The sequence below is a fragment of the Pseudomonas sp. TNT2022 ID642 genome (assembly GCF_028656995.1).
In the GTDB taxonomy this organism is placed as follows: domain Bacteria; phylum Pseudomonadota; class Gammaproteobacteria; order Pseudomonadales; family Pseudomonadaceae; genus Aquipseudomonas.
In genome coordinates this window covers 279,229-294,688 of sequence record NZ_JAMDGW010000012.1, presented here as the reverse complement: position 1 = coordinate 294,688, position 15,460 = coordinate 279,229, and the positions used below count along the sequence as shown (strand labels likewise).

Here is a 15,460-nt window from a genome sequence, read left to right as displayed (position 1 = left end):
AAATCCAAGCTCTGATCGTGCGATTGCTGCAATTGTGCACTGCTTGGGATTTTTGCCTCCCCGCCGCAGGCTTTATCCAGGCAGAGGCATCGATTTGGAATCTGTCGAAAAATATCGTCTGGTCAAATCACACCTCGTCGTTGGGCGTAGATACCGGCTGTCCAGAATCATTTAAGCCAGATCAGTCAGTCCCCTCTCCCTCTGGGAGAGGGCTAGGGTGAGGGCTTCTTCGCCGGGTTGAGTTTCACGGCCGCACATACTGCTCCCAATCGGCCGTCAGTGTGGCCAGCGTCAAGGCGTTGCCCAGCGCTGCGCCGCTGGCGGTGTTGTCGAATATGCACCAGGTCGCAGCACCTGCTGCGGCCGCTGATTGCAGAGTATGTGCGAGGTTTAGCAGATAAGTTGAATCGTAGGCGCTGTGGTAAATGCGTGGTGAGCCGTGCAGGCGCCAATACTGAGTTCTCGTCCAGCCGCTTGGCGAAACATCACGACTGATGCGCGAAGGATCGACCGCTGCTCGTGCGATCTGATGAGTCGTTAACATCGACTCGCCGCTGACCCACGATTCATGCCTTGGCTCGAGCACCACTGCGCCGGAGAACCGTTCGCGCAACGTCGTGAAAAAGGCGTCGGCGCTGGCTTCTTCGAACACCAGCGATGGCGGCAATTGCACCAATAAGCAGCCAAGGTGCTCGCCCAACCCGCCGCACTCAGCAAGAAACCTGTCCAACGCCGCCTCGCACCCCGCCAGGCGTAATTCATGGGTGATGTGTTTGGGCATTTTCACCGAAAAGCGAAAGGCCTCCGGTACGCCATCGGCCCAACGTTCGTAGGTTTGCCGCCGATGCGGACGGTAGAACGAGCTGTTGATTTCCACGCAGTTGAGGCGCGAAGCGTAGCGCTGCAAGTGCGAGCCTTCCACCGGAAATGCCGGCCAATGCTCGCGCCCCAGATTCCAGCCTGCACAGCCCACGAAAATCATCAACTTACCTCTTGTCGTGCCCACTCGATCGGTGATCGTTCCCACGCTCCGCGTGGGAATGTTGCCCGTGACGCTCCGCGTCACTGGACGCAGAGCGTCCCTAGAGGCGTTCCCACGCAGAGCGTGGGAACGATCAACAGTTGCCAGTCGATTAACCGGTTATTTTTTGCCGGGCAACACCGCGCCGAGTACTTGTTTCGCGGTCTGCACGATCACCCCGACCTCATCCGGATCGCCCTTGAGCAACGTCGTGGCGAATTTCTTCGCCTGCTCAAGCTTGATGTGCGGCGGCAGCGGCGGCACGTTCGGGTCGGTCTTGAACTCGATCACCACCGGTACCTCCGAGGCCAGTGCCTTTTCCCACGCAGCGGCGACGTCTTCTTCGCGATCGACAAAAATGCCTTTCAGGCCAATGGAAATGGCAAACAAGTGATAAGGCACGTCGGGAATACTTTGCGAAGCTTCAAACTTCGGATCGCCCTCCATCACCCGCTGCTCCCACGTGACCTGATTGAGATCCTCATTGTTGAACACCGCGCAGATCCACTTGGGGCTCGCCCACTGTCGCCAATACTTGGCGACAGTGATCAGCTCGGCCATGTTGTTCATCTGCATCGCGCCATCGCCCACCAGCGCGATGACTGCACGTTCGGGATAGGCGAACTTGGCGGCAATCGCGTAAGGCACAGCGGCGCCCATGGACGCGAGTCCACCGGACAACGAGCACTGCATGCCACGGCGGATTTTCAGGTCACGAGCAAACCAGTTGGCGCAGGAGCCGGAGTCGCTGGTGATGATTGCGTTATCGGGCAGGCGCGGCGACAACTCGTACACCACCCTTTGCGGGTTGACCGGATCGGCTTTGGCCATCGCACGTCTTTCCAGGGTTTTCTCCCAGCTACCGCGCCAGCCTTCGACTTTCTTGCGCCACTTGCTGGAGGTTTTCTGTTCGAGCAGTGGCAATAACGCGGCGAGGGTTTCCGCCGAATCGCCGACCAGATTGACCTCCATCGGATAGCGCAGGCTGAGCATGTCGGGCTGCAAATCGATTTGCACGCCACGGGCCTGACCTTCTTTTGGCAGAAACTCCGAGTACGGGAAACCCGAACCGATCATCAGCAAGGTGTCGCATTCGCTCATCAATTTGTAGCTCGGTTCAGTGCCGAGCAGGCCGATGCTGCCGGTGACCCAAGGCAGATCGTCGGGCAGCACAGCTTTGCCCAACAGCGCCTTGGCAACGCCGGCGCCGAGCTTTTCCGCCACCGCGATGACTTCATCAGTCGCTTGCAATGCACCGGCGCCAACCAGAATCGCGACCTTTTCGCCCGCGTTCAAAACGTCGGCGGCACGCTGAAGATCCACGTCATAAGGCAGCACTTTGGGTTTCGTATAACCCACACCCGAATGCGCGGTGCCATGGGCGCGCGCCGGTGCCTGGTATTTCAGCTCCTGCAAATCGTTGGGCAGAATCAGCGCGGTGACCCGACGTTCGCCCACGGCCGTGCGCACTGCCCGATCGAGCAAATGCCGCACCTGCGACGGCGCGGAAGCCTGCTGCACAAATGCCCCGGCGACGTCCTTGAACATCGACACCAGATCCAGCTCTTGCTGGTAGTGACTGCCCAGCGCGGTGCGTGCTTGCTGACCGACGATGGCCAACACCGGCATGTGGTCCATGCGTGCGTCGTAGAGTCCGGTAATCAAGTGTGAGGCGCCCGGGCCGGACGTGGCGATGCACACGCCCAGCTCGCCGGTGAACTTGGCATGCGCCGAGGCCATGAACGCGGCCATTTCTTCATGCCGCGCCTGGACGAATTCGATCTTTCCCTTGGCCCGGCTGAGCGCGCCGAACACGCCGTTGATGCCATCACCCGGATAGCCAAAAATCCGCGTAACGCCCCACTCGCTGAGCCGTTCAACCAGAAAATCTCCCACTGTCATCGTCATCTCGATCCTCGTCTTTCTCCGCTGCATGGAGCTGCCCTGACAGAACATCCGTCGGGCGGTGTAAGGGTCTGGACAGTTGAGTTGTCAGCGAAGTTTCGATGGATTTCCCCGAGCCGCGCCTTGTTTGCGAACACACCCGTCAGGCCGGCACAATGCGCCCATCGATAATGCCAAGGACAAAACAGACATGGATTTACCAGCAGCGTGGCGCAGCCAATTTGCCGCAGCGGCCATCGAACAACAGACCATTGGCGAATCGCGTGCGGATGTATGGCGGGTTACGCCTCCCGGGGCAGCGTCGCTGTTCGTCAAAGCCGAGCAGGTGATGACCTGGGGCGAGTTGCCCGGTGAAGTGCAGCGGCTACGCTGGATGGCGACTCAGGACTTGCCGGCGCCGCGTGTGCTCGACACCCTCGTTGAAGCGGATCACAACTGGCTGTTGATGACCGCCGTTGCGGGGCGGGATCTGGCCAGCAGTGCACACCTGACGTCGCAGCAGATCGTCACGCTCGCGGCGCAGGCACTGCGCACGCTTCACACGGTCGCGATCGACAGTTGCCCGTTCGATCACTGCCTGGAGCAGAAGATCACACGGGCCCGCGAACACCTGCTCGCCGGGTTGATCGATGAAGAAGACTTCGACGATTCGCGCCTCGGCCAATCTGCCGAAGCAGTGTTCCAGCAAATGCTCGCTGCACGCCCAACCCACGAGGATCTGGTGGTGACCCACGGCGATGCGTGCCTGCCCAATCTGCTCGCCGACGATGGCCGCTTCAGCGGATTTGTCGACTGCGGACGGCTGGGCGTCGCTGACCGTTATCAGGATTTGGCGTTGGCCGCCCACAGCATCACGGACAACCTCGGCGCGCAGTGGCTGCCGTTGTTTTTTGAGGTGTATGGCGTGGAGCCGGACTTGCAGCGGATCGCCTTTTATCAGTTGCTCGACGAGTTTTTCTGAGGCACCCCACGCGGCGAGGCTATTCGCGAGCAGGCTCGCTCCCACAGGGGATTGCGGTCTGAATGTGGGAGCGAGCCTGCTCGCGAAGACGTCAGAACAGTCACTGCTGAGACGGGGCCTTTCAACGATGCGGGTGCACCGTCCACGCCACCAGTTTCACCACGATCGGCCGCACGACGAGGATGCACAGGAACGCGATCGGCATTGCCAGCTTGTAGGCGTGCAAGGCATTACTCAGGTAGTCGTTATCAATCCCCGAATTGGCGGCGGTGATCACCAGCGACATGAGAAACGCCATGATCGTCGCCATGTATAACGCGAACACATACGGCGTAGCGCGCGGCGACAGCTTGCGGCGACCGATGATCAAGGCTTCGGCGTTGGTTCTTTGATTCATATGGCTTTTCCATCCATTGACAGGGAGACCGCACGTTAGCAAAGCCGACCCAGCGCAACTAGACGCTCAATCGCAGGTACTTTATAAAGCAGAACTTACGAATCCACCCTCGGCAGGACACGGATGAATCTGTTAGCGGCGATTGCCAGTTTTATCAAAGTGGTCGAGTCCGGCTCCATCGTCGGCGCCGCGAAGACGCTGGGTGTGAGCGCGGCAGCGGTGAGCCAGACGATCAATCGGCTGGAAACGCACCTCGGCGTGCGTTTGCTGCAACGCACGACGCGGAGCATGGCACTCACCGAAAACGGTGCGGTGTACTACGAGAAAGTGCGGAAAATTGCGGCGGATCTGGAAGCCGCGCAAAGCTCCATCAGCTGCGCCGAAACCGAGTTGCAGGGCCGGTTGAGCATTGCCTCCACCTCAGCGTTCGGCCGCCATGTGCTGGCCTCGCTGATCGCCGATTTCGCTGCACAGCACCCGCGCCTACTCATCGAACTCTCGACCACCAATGGCAAGATCAACCACATCCAGGACGGCTTCGATCTGAGCCTGCGGATCAAGCCGCAACTGGAGGACGGCATCGTCGCGCGCAAGATCGTTTCACTGCCCTTCATCATGTGCGCCGCGCCGGCCTATCTTCAGCGCGCCGGGTGGCCGCAATCGCCGGACGATCTGCAAAATCATGCCTGCCTGGCTTTTCGTTATCCCCTGGACGGACGTTTTCTGCGCTGGACTTTCATGCGCGACGGCCAGCGTTTCGACGCGCCTATCAATGCCACCGCCATCAGTGATGACATCGATGCGCTGGCGCAAATGGCGGTCCACGGGGCCGGGGTCACGCGACTGGCGGAGTTTGTTGCGGCGCCGTATCTGGCGAGCGGGCAATTGGTGCCGCTGTTTGAACACAGCGTCGTCCAGCCAATGGACATCTACGCCTGCGTCCAGGAACGCGCGGCGATGACGCCCAAGGTCAAAGCCTTTCTGGATTATCTGGGCGCGCATCTGGCCACGCGCTGGCCAATGAAAAATGTTTAAGACGCAGGGCTCAAAGAGGCTCGCTGAACTGCGCGAAATCAGTCAAAGTCCACCTCGCCAAATCGGCCCATCACGGAAGATAACAACAATGAAAAAATCTCTCGGCGCGCTGCTTCTGATCGGCTTGAGCAGCCACGCATTCGCTGACGCTCAACCCGTTGGTTTCCAGTACGCCACGCTGGCGGATCCACGTAACGAGCGCCCAGTGGAAATGGTCGTCTGGTATCCGAGTGCGACCACCGATGCGAAGCCACAATTGTTCGGCGACAACCCGGTCTTCGTCGGTGCCCCTGCGGTGCTCGATGCCCCGGCCGCCAAGGGCGAGCATCCATTGGTGGTGCTGTCCCACGGCAATGGCGGAAGCTGGATCAACCAGACCTGGCTGGCCAGTGCACTGGCGCATCAGGGTTACATCGTCGCGGCAGTCAACCATCCCGGCACCACCAGCCGCGATCGTAGCCCACAAGCGGCGGCACAGCTGTGGCAACGTCCGGTCGACCTCAGCCGGGCCATTGACGCGGTGACGGCGCAACCGGAAAAATTCGGCGCGGTGGCCAAGGATCGAATTGCTGTCGTCGGCCATTCGCTCGGCGGCTGGACCGTGCTCGAAGCCGGCGGCGCGCGCTTCGACCCCGAGCGTTTTACCAAAGACTGCGACGTCCATCCGCAACTGGCCAGTTGCACGGCGTACCAACAGATGAACACGGCAAGCACTGCGCAATCAAAAGCCCGGCTGGCGGCCGACTGGCGTGACAAGCGCGTCACTGCCGTGGTTTCACTGGACCTGGGTCTGTCGCGCGGGATGACCGACGCCAGTCTGGCAAACTACCCCGTGCCGATCCTGGTGATCGCTGCCGGTGTACCGTCGAAGGAGCTGCCCGCTCAGCTGGAATCTGTCGATTTGGCCAAACGTCTGCCGAAAACCTCATCGCGTTATGTCGAGATCAGCGACGCCAGTCACTTCACCTTTATGGCGATCTGCAAACCTGGCGCTGTAGCAATGCTCGACGAAGACGTGCCGGGCGACAGCATCATCTGCACCGATGGCGAGGGCGGCCGGCCACGCGCGCAGATTCAGCAGCAAGTGGTTTCCCTGGTCACCGATTTCCTCGCGCAGTCACCTGACAGCTTGAAACAAGCCATCACTTACAAGGAACCGCAATAACAATGCTGACGCCCTCCCCCCAGACCTTCCGGGGCAGTTGCCTGTGCGGAGCGGTGAAATACCAGATCCGCTCACGGCCCAAAGCGCTTTCGCACTGCCATTGCAGCCAATGCCGCAAAAGCCACGGCGCGGCGTTTGCCAGTTATGGCAGCGTGCTGCGCCAGAACCTGGAACTGCTGGAGGGCGCCGAACAGCTCAAGGCCTATCAGTCTTCGCAATCGGTACAACGCCAGTTTTGCCTGAACTGCGGCTCGTCGCTGTTCTGGGCAAATAATCAGGGTGAGTACCGCGACTGGATCTCGGTAGCCCTGGGCACGCTGGACACGACGTTCACCACGGAAAAACAGCAACACGTCGAAGTGACGTCGAAAGCACCGTGGTTTGAAATCAAGGATCAATGGCCGCAGCGCTGAGCGTGAAAGATTCAATCATCAAACGTTGTTTCACCCTTTGGAGATCAGATGAAACGCTCAAAAATAGCGGCCTTCTCTGTGCTGGTAATTGCCGCAATAACCGTCATTGCGCTGCAGATGTTTCTGTACGACGCCGAAATAACCATGGCTCAGGCATCCATGGGCAGCGTGCCAGTTCAATTGGTCGCAGAAATCCTGATCACGATCGCCACTCATCTGTTCGTCGTCCTGATGGTGCCAATGCTCTTGATCGCCTACAGGAAATACCTCGCCGGCTATGCGGTGCTTGCCCTGTCCCTCGCGGCCTACGCCCAGATGACCACAGGGCTGGGTGTGATCGGGCCGATGATCGCGGTCATCGCCGTCTCGATCCTGGGGTTTTATGGCTTCAGAAAAGCCAGCGAATGGGTACGTTATATGCGCGCAAAATAAATGACGCGGCCGCTCAATCGCATAGCAAATCACCGTCGAGCTGACGCGTGCAAGCGCTCATCGCTTCGCTCAGCCATGTCCTGAAGGCTGTGCTGTTGGCGCTGTTCTCGAGCGGCCGCGGTGATTTGGCCAGTCTCAGTGCAGCGGGCAATCGGAACACAGGAATCCATCGCGCTCTGGAATACGAAGCCGGTTCTGTGGTGTCCTGTCTATTCTCAGCAGGTATTTTTCCACTCGCCAACGATGAGGCCCCTTACATGAGCAAAGCGCCGTACGTTCCGCCCCAGGTCTGGAAAAACGAAGCCCCGTCTGGCGGCCAGTTCGCCAGCATCAATCGACCGATTGCCGGACCAACCCATGACAAGACCCTGCCAGTGGGCAAGCACCCGTTACAGCTGTATTCACTGGCCACGCCCAACGGCGTCAAGGTGACGATTCTTCTGGAAGAGCTGTTGGCGCAGGGGCACAGCGCTGCCGAGTACGATGCGTGGCTGATCCGCATTGGCGAAGGCGATCAGTTCTCCAGCGGGTTTGTCGAGATCAATCCGAACTCGAAAATCCCGGCACTGCTGGACCGTAGCGTCGAGCCACCGATCCGCGTGTTCGAATCGGGTTCGATCCTGCTGTATCTGGCGGAAAAGTTCGGCGCCTTCCTGCCGAAAGATCCGGCTGGCCGTACCGAAACGTTGAACTGGCTGTTCTGGCAGATGGGCGCGGCGCCTTATCTGGGCGGCGGCTTCGGCCATTTCTATGCGTATGCGCCGGAGAAACTGGAGTACCCGATCAACCGCTTCACCATGGAAGCCAAGCGGCAACTGGATGTGCTGGATCGGCGTTTGGCCGAAAGCACTTACCTGGCCGGTGACAGCTACACCATCGCCGACATCGCCGTCTGGCCGTGGTATGGGCAACTGGTGCGCAACAACGTTTATTCGGCGGCCGAGTTTCTCGCCGCCCACGAATACACGCATGTGCAGCGCTGGGCAGAGGAGATCGCCAAACGGCCGGCCGTCATTCGCGGGCAACGTGTCAATCGCACGTGGGGCGATGAGGCAACTCAGGTGCCCGAGCGGCATCAGGCCGAAGATCTGAACTGACTACCCTTTCAAACACGCTCATCCGCTGAGCGTGCCCCACCAGCAGCGCCGGCGCAGGTTTTGTGTCCGGCCGCTGCGCCCTGATTCACCTCTCGCACGCCCCCCGAAAACCCACACGTCCCTGCGGATCCCCCGAGGCAGAGCCTCCGGACGATTGTGAAAAATTCGTTAACTAACTGACTCGTACGCCTTTTCTCCACGAATGCGATCTGAGACACTAATGAGAACAATTATTACATGCGCTTGTATCAGATTCGTTTTCGTACCTTGGGGGAATCAGTTAGATGTCGTTTCACACCAATTACCGCCGCGCAAACCTCTCACCTAACCTGCTGGCGCTTGCCATCTGCATGGCCAGCATCGCACCTGCGCTGGCAGATCAAGCAACACCCACCGCGCCAGCGGGCACGCTGGAACTGGACGCCACCGAAATCGGCGCCACCCAGATGAGCAGCACCACCGAAGACACGCAGTCCTACACCACTGGCCCGATGAGCACGGCGACCAAGCTGTCGTTGACCATGCGCGAAACGCCTCAGGCGGTGACGGTGATCACTCGCCAGCGCATGGACGACCAGAACATGACCAGCATCAACGATGTGGTGAAAGGCACGCCGGGCCTGTTCCTCAGCCAGACCAGCGGCCCGGGACGGCAGACTTACAAGGCGCGCGGTTTCGACATCGACAACATCATGTACGACGGCCTGCCCAGCGCGTACTCGCCTTACTCCATGGCGGTGCAACCGAACCTGGCGATGTTCGACCGTGTCGAAATCGTCCGCGGTGCAACCGGGCTGGTCACCGGTGCCGGCAACCCGTCGGCGGCGATCAACATGGTGCGCAAACGGCCGACCGCCGATCAGCGCGTGACCCTCACCGGCGCAGCAGGCAGTTGGGACGACTACCGTGGCGAAATCGATGCCTCCAGCCCGCTGAACGACAGTGGCACCTTGCGCGGCCGAGTGGTGAGTTCCTATCAGGGCGCCGACAGTTTCCGCGACAAGGAAGAGAACGACCATGGCCTGTTCTACGCCATCGGTGAAGCCGACCTGAGCGACAGCACCACCGCGACCCTCGGCTTCTCCCGGCAGAACGAACAGACCAACTATTTCTGGGGCGGTTTGCCGCTCGGCACCAACGGCCATCACCTCGATCTGCCCCGCTCCACTTATCCGGGCACCGATTGGGAAAACCGCAAGCTGCAAATCGACACCGTGTTCGGTGAAGTCGAGCATCGCTTCGACAATGACTGGAAACTGCACGTCGCCGGCTCGTCCTCGACCCTCGATGGCGAGTTCTCCGGAACCTACCTGTCGCGTTATGCCGGCCCGCTGGAAACCACGGCCTATCAATCCCATCACACCGACAAGCAGCGCGCATTCGACGGTTTTGCCAGCGGCCCGTTCGAAGCGTTCGGCCGCACCCATGAACTGGTCGTTGGTGCGAGCAACCGTGTGTATGACGCGACCACCAAGGAATACGACCCGTACACCACCGCCTGGCCGATTGGCGCGCCCAAGCCTGATTTCGTACGTGACGGCAAGACCCGCAGCGTCACCACCCAGGACGCCGTGTACCTGACCACCCGCCTGAGCCTGGCCGACCCGCTGACGCTGATCCTCGGCGGCCGCCTCGACTGGTACGACTACGATGACCGCACGGCCGACGGCGACTACAAAGTCACCCGCAACCTCACCCGTTACGCCGGCCTGATCTACAAGCTGGACGACCATCACTCGGTGTACGCCAGCTACACCGACATCTTCACCCCGCAAACCCAGAAAGACCTCGGCGGCAAAGTGCTCGAGCCGATCGTCGGTGAAAACTACGAAGTGGGCATCAAGGGCGAGTACTTCAACGGCGCCCTCAACGCCAGCCTGGCGGTGTTCCAGATGGACCAGACCGGCCGCGCCACCCTGGCCGACAACCAGTTCGGCTGCCCGGTCATGACCTGCTACAACACATCAGGCAAAGTGCGCAGCCAAGGCGTGGACATGGAACTGCAAGGCGCGCTGACAGAAAACTGGCAGGTCGGCGCCGGCTACACCTACACCCGCGCGCACTACATCAAGGACGAGAACCCGGCGAACAACAATCAGCGTTTCGATACCGACACGCCTGAGCATCTGTTCAAGGTGTCTACGGTGTACCGCTTCCAGGGCCCGCTGCAGAACCTGCGCGTGGGCGGCAACGTCTACTGGCAGAGCCGCATGTACAACGACATCACCCTGGCCAATAACGGTAGCTACCGCCTCGAACAGGGCGGTTATGCCGTCACCGATCTGATGGCCGGGTACGAAGTCAACAAACACCTGGATCTGCAAGTCAACGCGAACAATATCTTTGACCGTGTCTACTACTCCGCCATCGGCTCTGATGTCACCTGGGGTTCCACCGACAACTATGGCAACCCGCGCAGCTACATGCTGACCGCCAAGTACAAGTTCTGAGTCGATAACGTTCGATCTGTCACAACAAACAAGGGCGCCGGGGAAATCCGCGGCGCCCTTGTTTTTTCTACCCGCCGTATTAGTCATGAACGGCAATACCAGATAGTCTCTGAGCGAACTCATCTCGAAGCATCGCCCATGACCAACCCGGACTTTGCACCCGACATCGAAGCCATCCGCAGTATTGACGCGGTGCCGGTCATCCTGAGCATGGTCAAACACCTCACCGGCATGCGTTTCGCCGCGGTGGCAAGGGTCACCGAGAGAAACTGGGTGGCGTGCGCTGTCGATGACTCGATTGATTTCGGGCTCAAACCCGGTGGCGAACTGGTGCTCGAATCGACCATCTGCCACGAGATCCGCCAGCATCAGCAGCCAGTGATCTTCGGTCATGCCAGTACGCACCCGGTCTTTTCGCTTCACCACACGCCGAAAACCTATGGGCTGGAAAGCTACATTTCCATTCCCATCGTCAAAGCCAACGGCGACTTCTTCGGCACGCTGTGCGCCATCGACTCGGTTCCGGCCAATATCGATGAACCGGCCATTACCAAAACACTGACCCTGTTCGCTCAATTGATCGCCATGAACCTGGACACACAGCGCCATCTGGAAGCGACCCAAATCGAGCTGAACAACGCCAATGAACTCGGACGCCTGCGCGAGCAATTCATCGCCGTACTCGGCCATGATTTGCGCACCCCACTGAGCGCGGTGCGCATGAGCGCCGACTTGCTGGAAAGCAAAACCGAAGACAAACGTTCGCTCAACCTGATTGCGGCGATTCGCAACAGCTCGGTGCGCATGGGCGTGTTGATCGAAAACATCCTCGACTTTGCCCGAGGACGACTGGGCGGCGGAATTCCGGTGCAGCGCAAGCTGGTGGATGACCTGCAGCACACCTTGCAACTGACCCTTGCCGAGGTTCAGGCGTCCCATCCGCAAGCGAATTTCATCCATGAACTGGATGTGCCGGCAGGCGTCTATTGCGATGCGCTGCGCATCAGCCAGTTGCTGTCCAATCTGCTGGGTAACGCGGTCACCCACGGCTCGAACAGCACACCGATCATCCTCAAAGCCTGTGCGGAAAACGACGAGATCGTGATTTCCCTGACCAACCAGGGCACGCCGATTTCAGCGCAGCTGATGCCCTTACTGTTCGAACCCTTCTCCCGCGCCGAAGCCGGGCAACGTTGCGAGGGCTTGGGACTGGGGCTTTACATCGCCTCGCAGATAGCGATGGCACACAACGGCACGTTGAGCGTTACCTCAAGCGCCGAGTCGGGAACCTGCTTCGTGGCGAGATTCCCGGCCCGGTTCAAATGGGTCTAAGCCGTCTGCCGACGCATCGTCAGAATCGCCGCGCCAAACCCGATAAACGTAGACCCGACCACCCGGCTGACCCAACGGGACAAAGCCGGACGAGTCAACACGCCCTTGGCCCGCGAAGCCAGCGCGGCATAAACGCTCAGTGACGACACCGACAACGCCATGAAGATCGAAGTCAGGATCAGAAACTGCGGCAAGAGCGCGGCGCCCTGATCAATGAACTGCGGAAACAACGCAGTAAAAAACATTGTCGCCTTGGGGTTGGTCACCGCGGTCAGGAATGCCGATTTGTACAACTTGCCGCGCGTCGGCCGCACCTTGCTCGCCTCCCCCTCGACTCCCTCAGGCAGCATCGGGCCTTTCTTGAACAGCTGCTTGACGCCGAGATAGAACAGATACCCGGCACCGATGATCTTCACTGCATTGAACAGCAGTTCCGAACTGGCCAACAACGCCCCCAACCCCAACATCGCCGCCGCCGACAGACAGAACAAGCCACTGGCGTTACCCAACGACGACCAGATCGTGCTGCGCTGCCCATGCGCGAGGCTATTGTTGATCGCCATCAACGTCGCCGGCCCCGGGCTGGCGATGGCAATTGCGGCGACCAGAGTGAAGGTCAATATCGAGTGAGAATCCATTTTCGCTGCTCGTATGATTGAAGTTGCCGCATGTTACAGCAACCGGCTGCATAGCCCAGATCAAAAGCCCCTCACCCTAACCCTCTCCCCGAGGGAGAGGGAACTGACCGAGGTGACTACCAGAGTTACGCCGACGTGAAATACCGAGTCGAACTCAAATTCTCAAACAGATCAAAAGCCCCTCACCCTAACCCTCTCCCGGAGGGAGAGGGAACTGACCGAGGTGACTACCAGAGTTACGCCGACGTGAAATACCGAGTCGAACTCAAATTCTCAAACAGATCAAAAGCCCCTCACCCTAGCCCTCTCCCGGAGGGAGAGGGAACTGACCGAGGTGATTGCCAGAGTTACGCCGACGTGAAATACCGAGTCGAACTCAAATTCTCAAACAGATCAAAAGCCCCTCACCCTAACCCTCTCCCGGAGGGAGAGGGGACTGAGCGAGGTGACTACCAGAGTTACGCTGACGTGAAATACCGAGTCGAACTCAAATTCTCAAACAGATTAAAAGCCCCTCACCCTAGCCCTCTCCCGGAGGGAGAGGGAACTGAGCGAGGTGACTACCAGAGTTACGCCGACGTGCAATACCGAGTCGAACTCAAATTCTCAAACAGATCAAAAGCCCCTCACCCTAGCCCTCTCCCGGAGGGAGAGGGAACTGACCGAGGTGACTACCAGAGTTACGCCGACGTGAAATACCGAGCTGGACTCAAACACAGAAACCAAAAAACCGAACACGCCCGCGCTTCTCACCACTCAACAGGATGAGCGTTAGCTCGGCTGCAGCTTTTGATCTTGATCCACGGGCGACGTCGGAAGGCTGAGTGGAGGGATTGATCCGGGCGTGGGAGCGCAGCGACCGTTTGGTGCTTCTTCGGCGTCTGGAAAAAGTGACCCGCCGTAAGGGCGGAACCCTAAGCCGCCATCACCGCAGCAACGGATATTCACAAAGAACACCCCGAGCATGGTCGGCCCAAAGGCCGCCAAGCTCAAAAAACAGCCAAAAAAAAGCCCCACAACCACATAAGGGCGTGAGGCAAAAAATTGGTTGGTTGCGGCCAACCAAAGGAGCTCAGTCAAATACGTACAAAAGCCAAAATCAGATGCAATCCTGCGCAGCCCGCTCAAAACTCGAAGGCAAAAGATTCGAAGCCAACAAATGGCGCTCATAGATAAACACCTTGCCGCCAGCGCCAGCCTTATAGGCCTCCAGCACGTTGTCAGCAGAAATCTTGCTCGGCACCACAATCCGATAACTGCGCTGAGTCTGCGAAACCGTCGGGTTCAACGCACTGCCCTGCAACTTCGGCACAACACAATCGGCGTACTGCGCAGGCGTCTTGCTGGTCTGCAAAGTAAGGCTCGGATTGTTCGGCGCCGAAGCGCAACCAGCGAGCAACAAAGAAGCGACAGCCATGGCAGGCACGAATAAAAGACGCATCGGTGTAATCCTGAAAATAAAAGTTCGGTTCAATCGGCAACGGTTCAGCCTCACGGAGCCGCCGTTGCCATTTATGTTTTAAGTGTTCAGCTCGACGCCACCAGCGCCTTGAGCGACACATCAAATTGCTTCAAGGCGTTGAGTTGCAAGTCACGCTGCCTGTCGATCTGTGCAGCAATGGCCGGTGCCGCCTGGTTATGCACCCACACCGAAGGCAGCTGTTTCTCGACGGCGCCTTCAGCCTTGCCGATGTATTGCAGGTCGGCGTCGTAGAAGCGTGCGGTAAAACGCGCTTCAACCAGGCTGTTCTGCTGCGTCAGCAAGCGGTTGAAGGTGTCGAGTTTCACCACCACGTCCGGATGCGCCTGCACCAAGGCATCAAGGTTGTCGTATACGGTCACCGACAAGAACTGCTGTTGCAATGAACTCACCAGCCAGTCGATGGCCAGTTCCGGATCGGAACTGCTGACAAAGGCTTCACGAATTCGCGAGTCGAGCGCATCTTTCGCGCCGTTGACCGCCATGTCGTGGTAACGCTCAAGGTATTGCAGGTTGTCCAGTGTGTTCTCACTGAGCAACACACCCACGGTTTGCGAATGCTGCAACGTCGCGCTGCTGCCGGTGATGGTCTGGAAGTGACACGACCCGGTGTCGGCTGCGTAAGTCGGTGCTGTGAACAGCGCGCCGCCTGCCAGCAGGGCGACCAAAGCCAGTCGGGTCATAGTCTTCATCGCGCAGATTCCTTGAGCGGCGTGTTCGATGGAGGCGATTTTCCGCCGATTGCCGCCAAAGCAGAACTTGCGTTTCTTGATGGTCACTATTACTTCTAGCAATAGTTGCGCGACGTGCAGACTGATACACACTCAATCACAACGAGAAAAACATGAAATGAGGAGTTCGCCTTGAGAACGTTTGACCTGATCCGAGACGCCGTTTTGCCCGATTTCCGCGAGCGCGTGGCCGAGTATCTGGTTCAGTACGAAAGCGTATTGCTGAACAAAGACGCGACTGACCCGCAGCTCATCAAAGACACCGCCAACCAGTTGCGCGGCTACCTGCGCGGGCTCAACACCACCCGCGTGCTGGGCATGGCCTACTGGGAAGAGCTGGACCGTCGGGTCGTCGACACCTGGCTCGCGCCCGAGCAATGACCGATCGGCGCGGTGATCAGGG

At 59.2% G+C, this 15,460-nt stretch carries 15 protein-coding genes; 9 read left to right on the top strand and 6 right to left on the bottom strand.

What is annotated here, in order from left to right; translation table 11 throughout:
• Window positions 1-244: 244 nt before the first annotated feature.
• Together M5G26_RS13615 and M5G26_RS13610 are read right to left on the bottom strand one after the other, a co-directional pair.
• Window positions 245-982, bottom strand: a complete 738-nt coding sequence (locus M5G26_RS13615; RefSeq protein WP_273915706.1) for a DUF72 domain-containing protein — start codon at window positions 980-982, stop codon at window positions 245-247.
• Between the two features lie 159 nt (window positions 983-1,141).
• Entirely contained in the window at window positions 1,142-2,929 is a 1,788-nt protein-coding gene (locus M5G26_RS13610) for a thiamine pyrophosphate-requiring protein (protein WP_273915705.1), read from the bottom strand.
• Between the two features lie 187 nt (window positions 2,930-3,116).
• Between M5G26_RS13610 and M5G26_RS13605 the strand changes: the two genes are divergently transcribed.
• On the top strand, window positions 3,117-3,887 hold the full coding sequence (locus tag M5G26_RS13605) for an APH(3')-II family aminoglycoside O-phosphotransferase (protein ID WP_273915704.1): 771 nt from the start codon (window positions 3,117-3,119) through the stop codon (window positions 3,885-3,887).
• 121 nt (window positions 3,888-4,008) lie between these two features.
• Here the strand turns inward: M5G26_RS13605 and M5G26_RS13600 are convergent, their stop codons facing one another.
• Complete coding sequence (locus tag M5G26_RS13600; RefSeq protein WP_150692703.1) at window positions 4,009-4,284, bottom strand: DUF2798 domain-containing protein; 276 nt, start codon at window positions 4,282-4,284, stop codon at window positions 4,009-4,011.
• Window positions 4,285-4,407: 123 nt separating this feature from the next.
• Here M5G26_RS13600 and M5G26_RS13595 point away from each other — a divergent pair, with 123 nt between their 5' ends.
• The 7 genes from M5G26_RS13595 (at window position 4,408) to M5G26_RS13565 (ending at window position 12,208) form a co-directional block, all read left to right on the top strand.
• Complete coding sequence (locus M5G26_RS13595) at window positions 4,408-5,319, top strand: LysR family transcriptional regulator (protein ID WP_273915703.1); 912 nt, start codon at window positions 4,408-4,410, stop codon at window positions 5,317-5,319.
• An 88-nt stretch (window positions 5,320-5,407) separates the two neighbouring features.
• Window positions 5,408-6,484: an alpha/beta hydrolase family protein gene (locus M5G26_RS13590; RefSeq protein WP_273915702.1), complete on the top strand. Its 1,077-nt coding sequence runs from the start codon at window positions 5,408-5,410 to the stop codon at window positions 6,482-6,484.
• A gap of 2 nt (window positions 6,485-6,486) precedes the next feature.
• Window positions 6,487-6,897 carry a GFA family protein gene (locus M5G26_RS13585; RefSeq protein WP_123450170.1) on the top strand — a complete coding sequence of 137 codons (411 nt, stop codon included), beginning with the start codon at window positions 6,487-6,489 and terminating at the stop codon, window positions 6,895-6,897.
• A 48-nt stretch (window positions 6,898-6,945) separates the two neighbouring features.
• Window positions 6,946-7,329: a hypothetical protein gene (locus M5G26_RS13580; protein WP_273915701.1), complete on the top strand. Its 384-nt coding sequence runs from the start codon at window positions 6,946-6,948 to the stop codon at window positions 7,327-7,329.
• Between the two features lie 257 nt (window positions 7,330-7,586).
• A complete protein-coding gene (gene yghU / locus M5G26_RS13575) occupies window positions 7,587-8,426 on the top strand; it encodes a glutathione-dependent disulfide-bond oxidoreductase (RefSeq protein WP_273915700.1) in 840 nt (279 codons plus the stop codon).
• 284 nt (window positions 8,427-8,710) lie between these two features.
• Window positions 8,711-10,876 carry a TonB-dependent siderophore receptor gene (locus tag M5G26_RS13570; protein WP_443218389.1) on the top strand — a complete coding sequence of 722 codons (2,166 nt, stop codon included), beginning with the start codon at window positions 8,711-8,713 and terminating at the stop codon, window positions 10,874-10,876.
• Window positions 10,877-11,014: 138 nt separating this feature from the next.
• Window positions 11,015-12,208 (top strand): GAF domain-containing sensor histidine kinase, encoded by a 1,194-nt coding sequence (locus M5G26_RS13565; protein ID WP_273915699.1) that lies wholly within the window; start codon window positions 11,015-11,017, stop codon window positions 12,206-12,208.
• On the opposite strand, the gene M5G26_RS13560 is transcribed toward M5G26_RS13565, so the two are convergent.
• The 3 genes from M5G26_RS13560 to M5G26_RS13550 all read right to left on the bottom strand — a co-directional run bounded on the left by M5G26_RS13560 (window position 12,205) and on the right by M5G26_RS13550 (window position 15,018).
• Window positions 12,205-12,846, bottom strand: coding sequence for a LysE family translocator (locus M5G26_RS13560; RefSeq protein WP_150652868.1), 642 nt, complete (start codon window positions 12,844-12,846; stop codon window positions 12,205-12,207). The two genes, M5G26_RS13565 and M5G26_RS13560, sit on opposite strands and share 4 nt — an antisense overlap.
• Before the next feature lie 1,099 nt (window positions 12,847-13,945).
• Window positions 13,946-14,287: a hypothetical protein gene (locus M5G26_RS13555; RefSeq protein WP_038369774.1), complete on the bottom strand. Its 342-nt coding sequence runs from the start codon at window positions 14,285-14,287 to the stop codon at window positions 13,946-13,948.
• A gap of 86 nt (window positions 14,288-14,373) precedes the next feature.
• Window positions 14,374-15,018, bottom strand: a complete 645-nt coding sequence (locus M5G26_RS13550; protein ID WP_150692711.1) for an ATPase — start codon at window positions 15,016-15,018, stop codon at window positions 14,374-14,376.
• Window positions 15,019-15,189: 171 nt separating this feature from the next.
• On the opposite strand from M5G26_RS13550, the gene M5G26_RS13545 reads away from it, so the two are divergent.
• Window positions 15,190-15,438, top strand: coding sequence for a hypothetical protein (locus tag M5G26_RS13545; RefSeq protein WP_134177176.1), 249 nt, complete (start codon window positions 15,190-15,192; stop codon window positions 15,436-15,438).
• Window positions 15,439-15,460: the final 22 nt, after the last annotated feature.

What these genes read in the sequence shown, in the direction of transcription:
- M5G26_RS13615 (WP_273915706.1), bottom strand. Translation starts at nt 982, where the DNA reads ATGATTTTCGTGGGCTGTGCAGGCTGGAATCTGGGGCGCGAGCATTGG.
- M5G26_RS13610 (WP_273915705.1), bottom strand. Translation starts at nt 2,929, where the DNA reads ATGACGATGACAGTGGGAGATTTTCTGGTTGAACGGCTCAGCGAGTGG.
- M5G26_RS13605 (WP_273915704.1), top strand. Translation starts at nt 3,117, where the DNA reads ATGGATTTACCAGCAGCGTGGCGCAGCCAATTTGCCGCAGCGGCCATC.
- M5G26_RS13600 (WP_150692703.1), bottom strand. Translation starts at nt 4,284, where the DNA reads ATGAATCAAAGAACCAACGCCGAAGCCTTGATCATCGGTCGCCGCAAG.
- M5G26_RS13595 (WP_273915703.1), top strand. Translation starts at nt 4,408, where the DNA reads ATGAATCTGTTAGCGGCGATTGCCAGTTTTATCAAAGTGGTCGAGTCC.
- M5G26_RS13590 (WP_273915702.1), top strand. Translation starts at nt 5,408, where the DNA reads ATGAAAAAATCTCTCGGCGCGCTGCTTCTGATCGGCTTGAGCAGCCAC.
- M5G26_RS13585 (WP_123450170.1), top strand. Translation starts at nt 6,487, where the DNA reads ATGCTGACGCCCTCCCCCCAGACCTTCCGGGGCAGTTGCCTGTGCGGA.
- M5G26_RS13580 (WP_273915701.1), top strand. Translation starts at nt 6,946, where the DNA reads ATGAAACGCTCAAAAATAGCGGCCTTCTCTGTGCTGGTAATTGCCGCA.
- yghU (WP_273915700.1), top strand. Translation starts at nt 7,587, where the DNA reads ATGAGCAAAGCGCCGTACGTTCCGCCCCAGGTCTGGAAAAACGAAGCC.
- M5G26_RS13570 (WP_443218389.1), top strand. Translation starts at nt 8,711, where the DNA reads ATGTCGTTTCACACCAATTACCGCCGCGCAAACCTCTCACCTAACCTG.
- M5G26_RS13565 (WP_273915699.1), top strand. Translation starts at nt 11,015, where the DNA reads ATGACCAACCCGGACTTTGCACCCGACATCGAAGCCATCCGCAGTATT.
- M5G26_RS13560 (WP_150652868.1), bottom strand. Translation starts at nt 12,846, where the DNA reads ATGGATTCTCACTCGATATTGACCTTCACTCTGGTCGCCGCAATTGCC.
- M5G26_RS13555 (WP_038369774.1), bottom strand. Translation starts at nt 14,287, where the DNA reads ATGCGTCTTTTATTCGTGCCTGCCATGGCTGTCGCTTCTTTGTTGCTC.
- M5G26_RS13550 (WP_150692711.1), bottom strand. Translation starts at nt 15,018, where the DNA reads ATGAAGACTATGACCCGACTGGCTTTGGTCGCCCTGCTGGCAGGCGGC.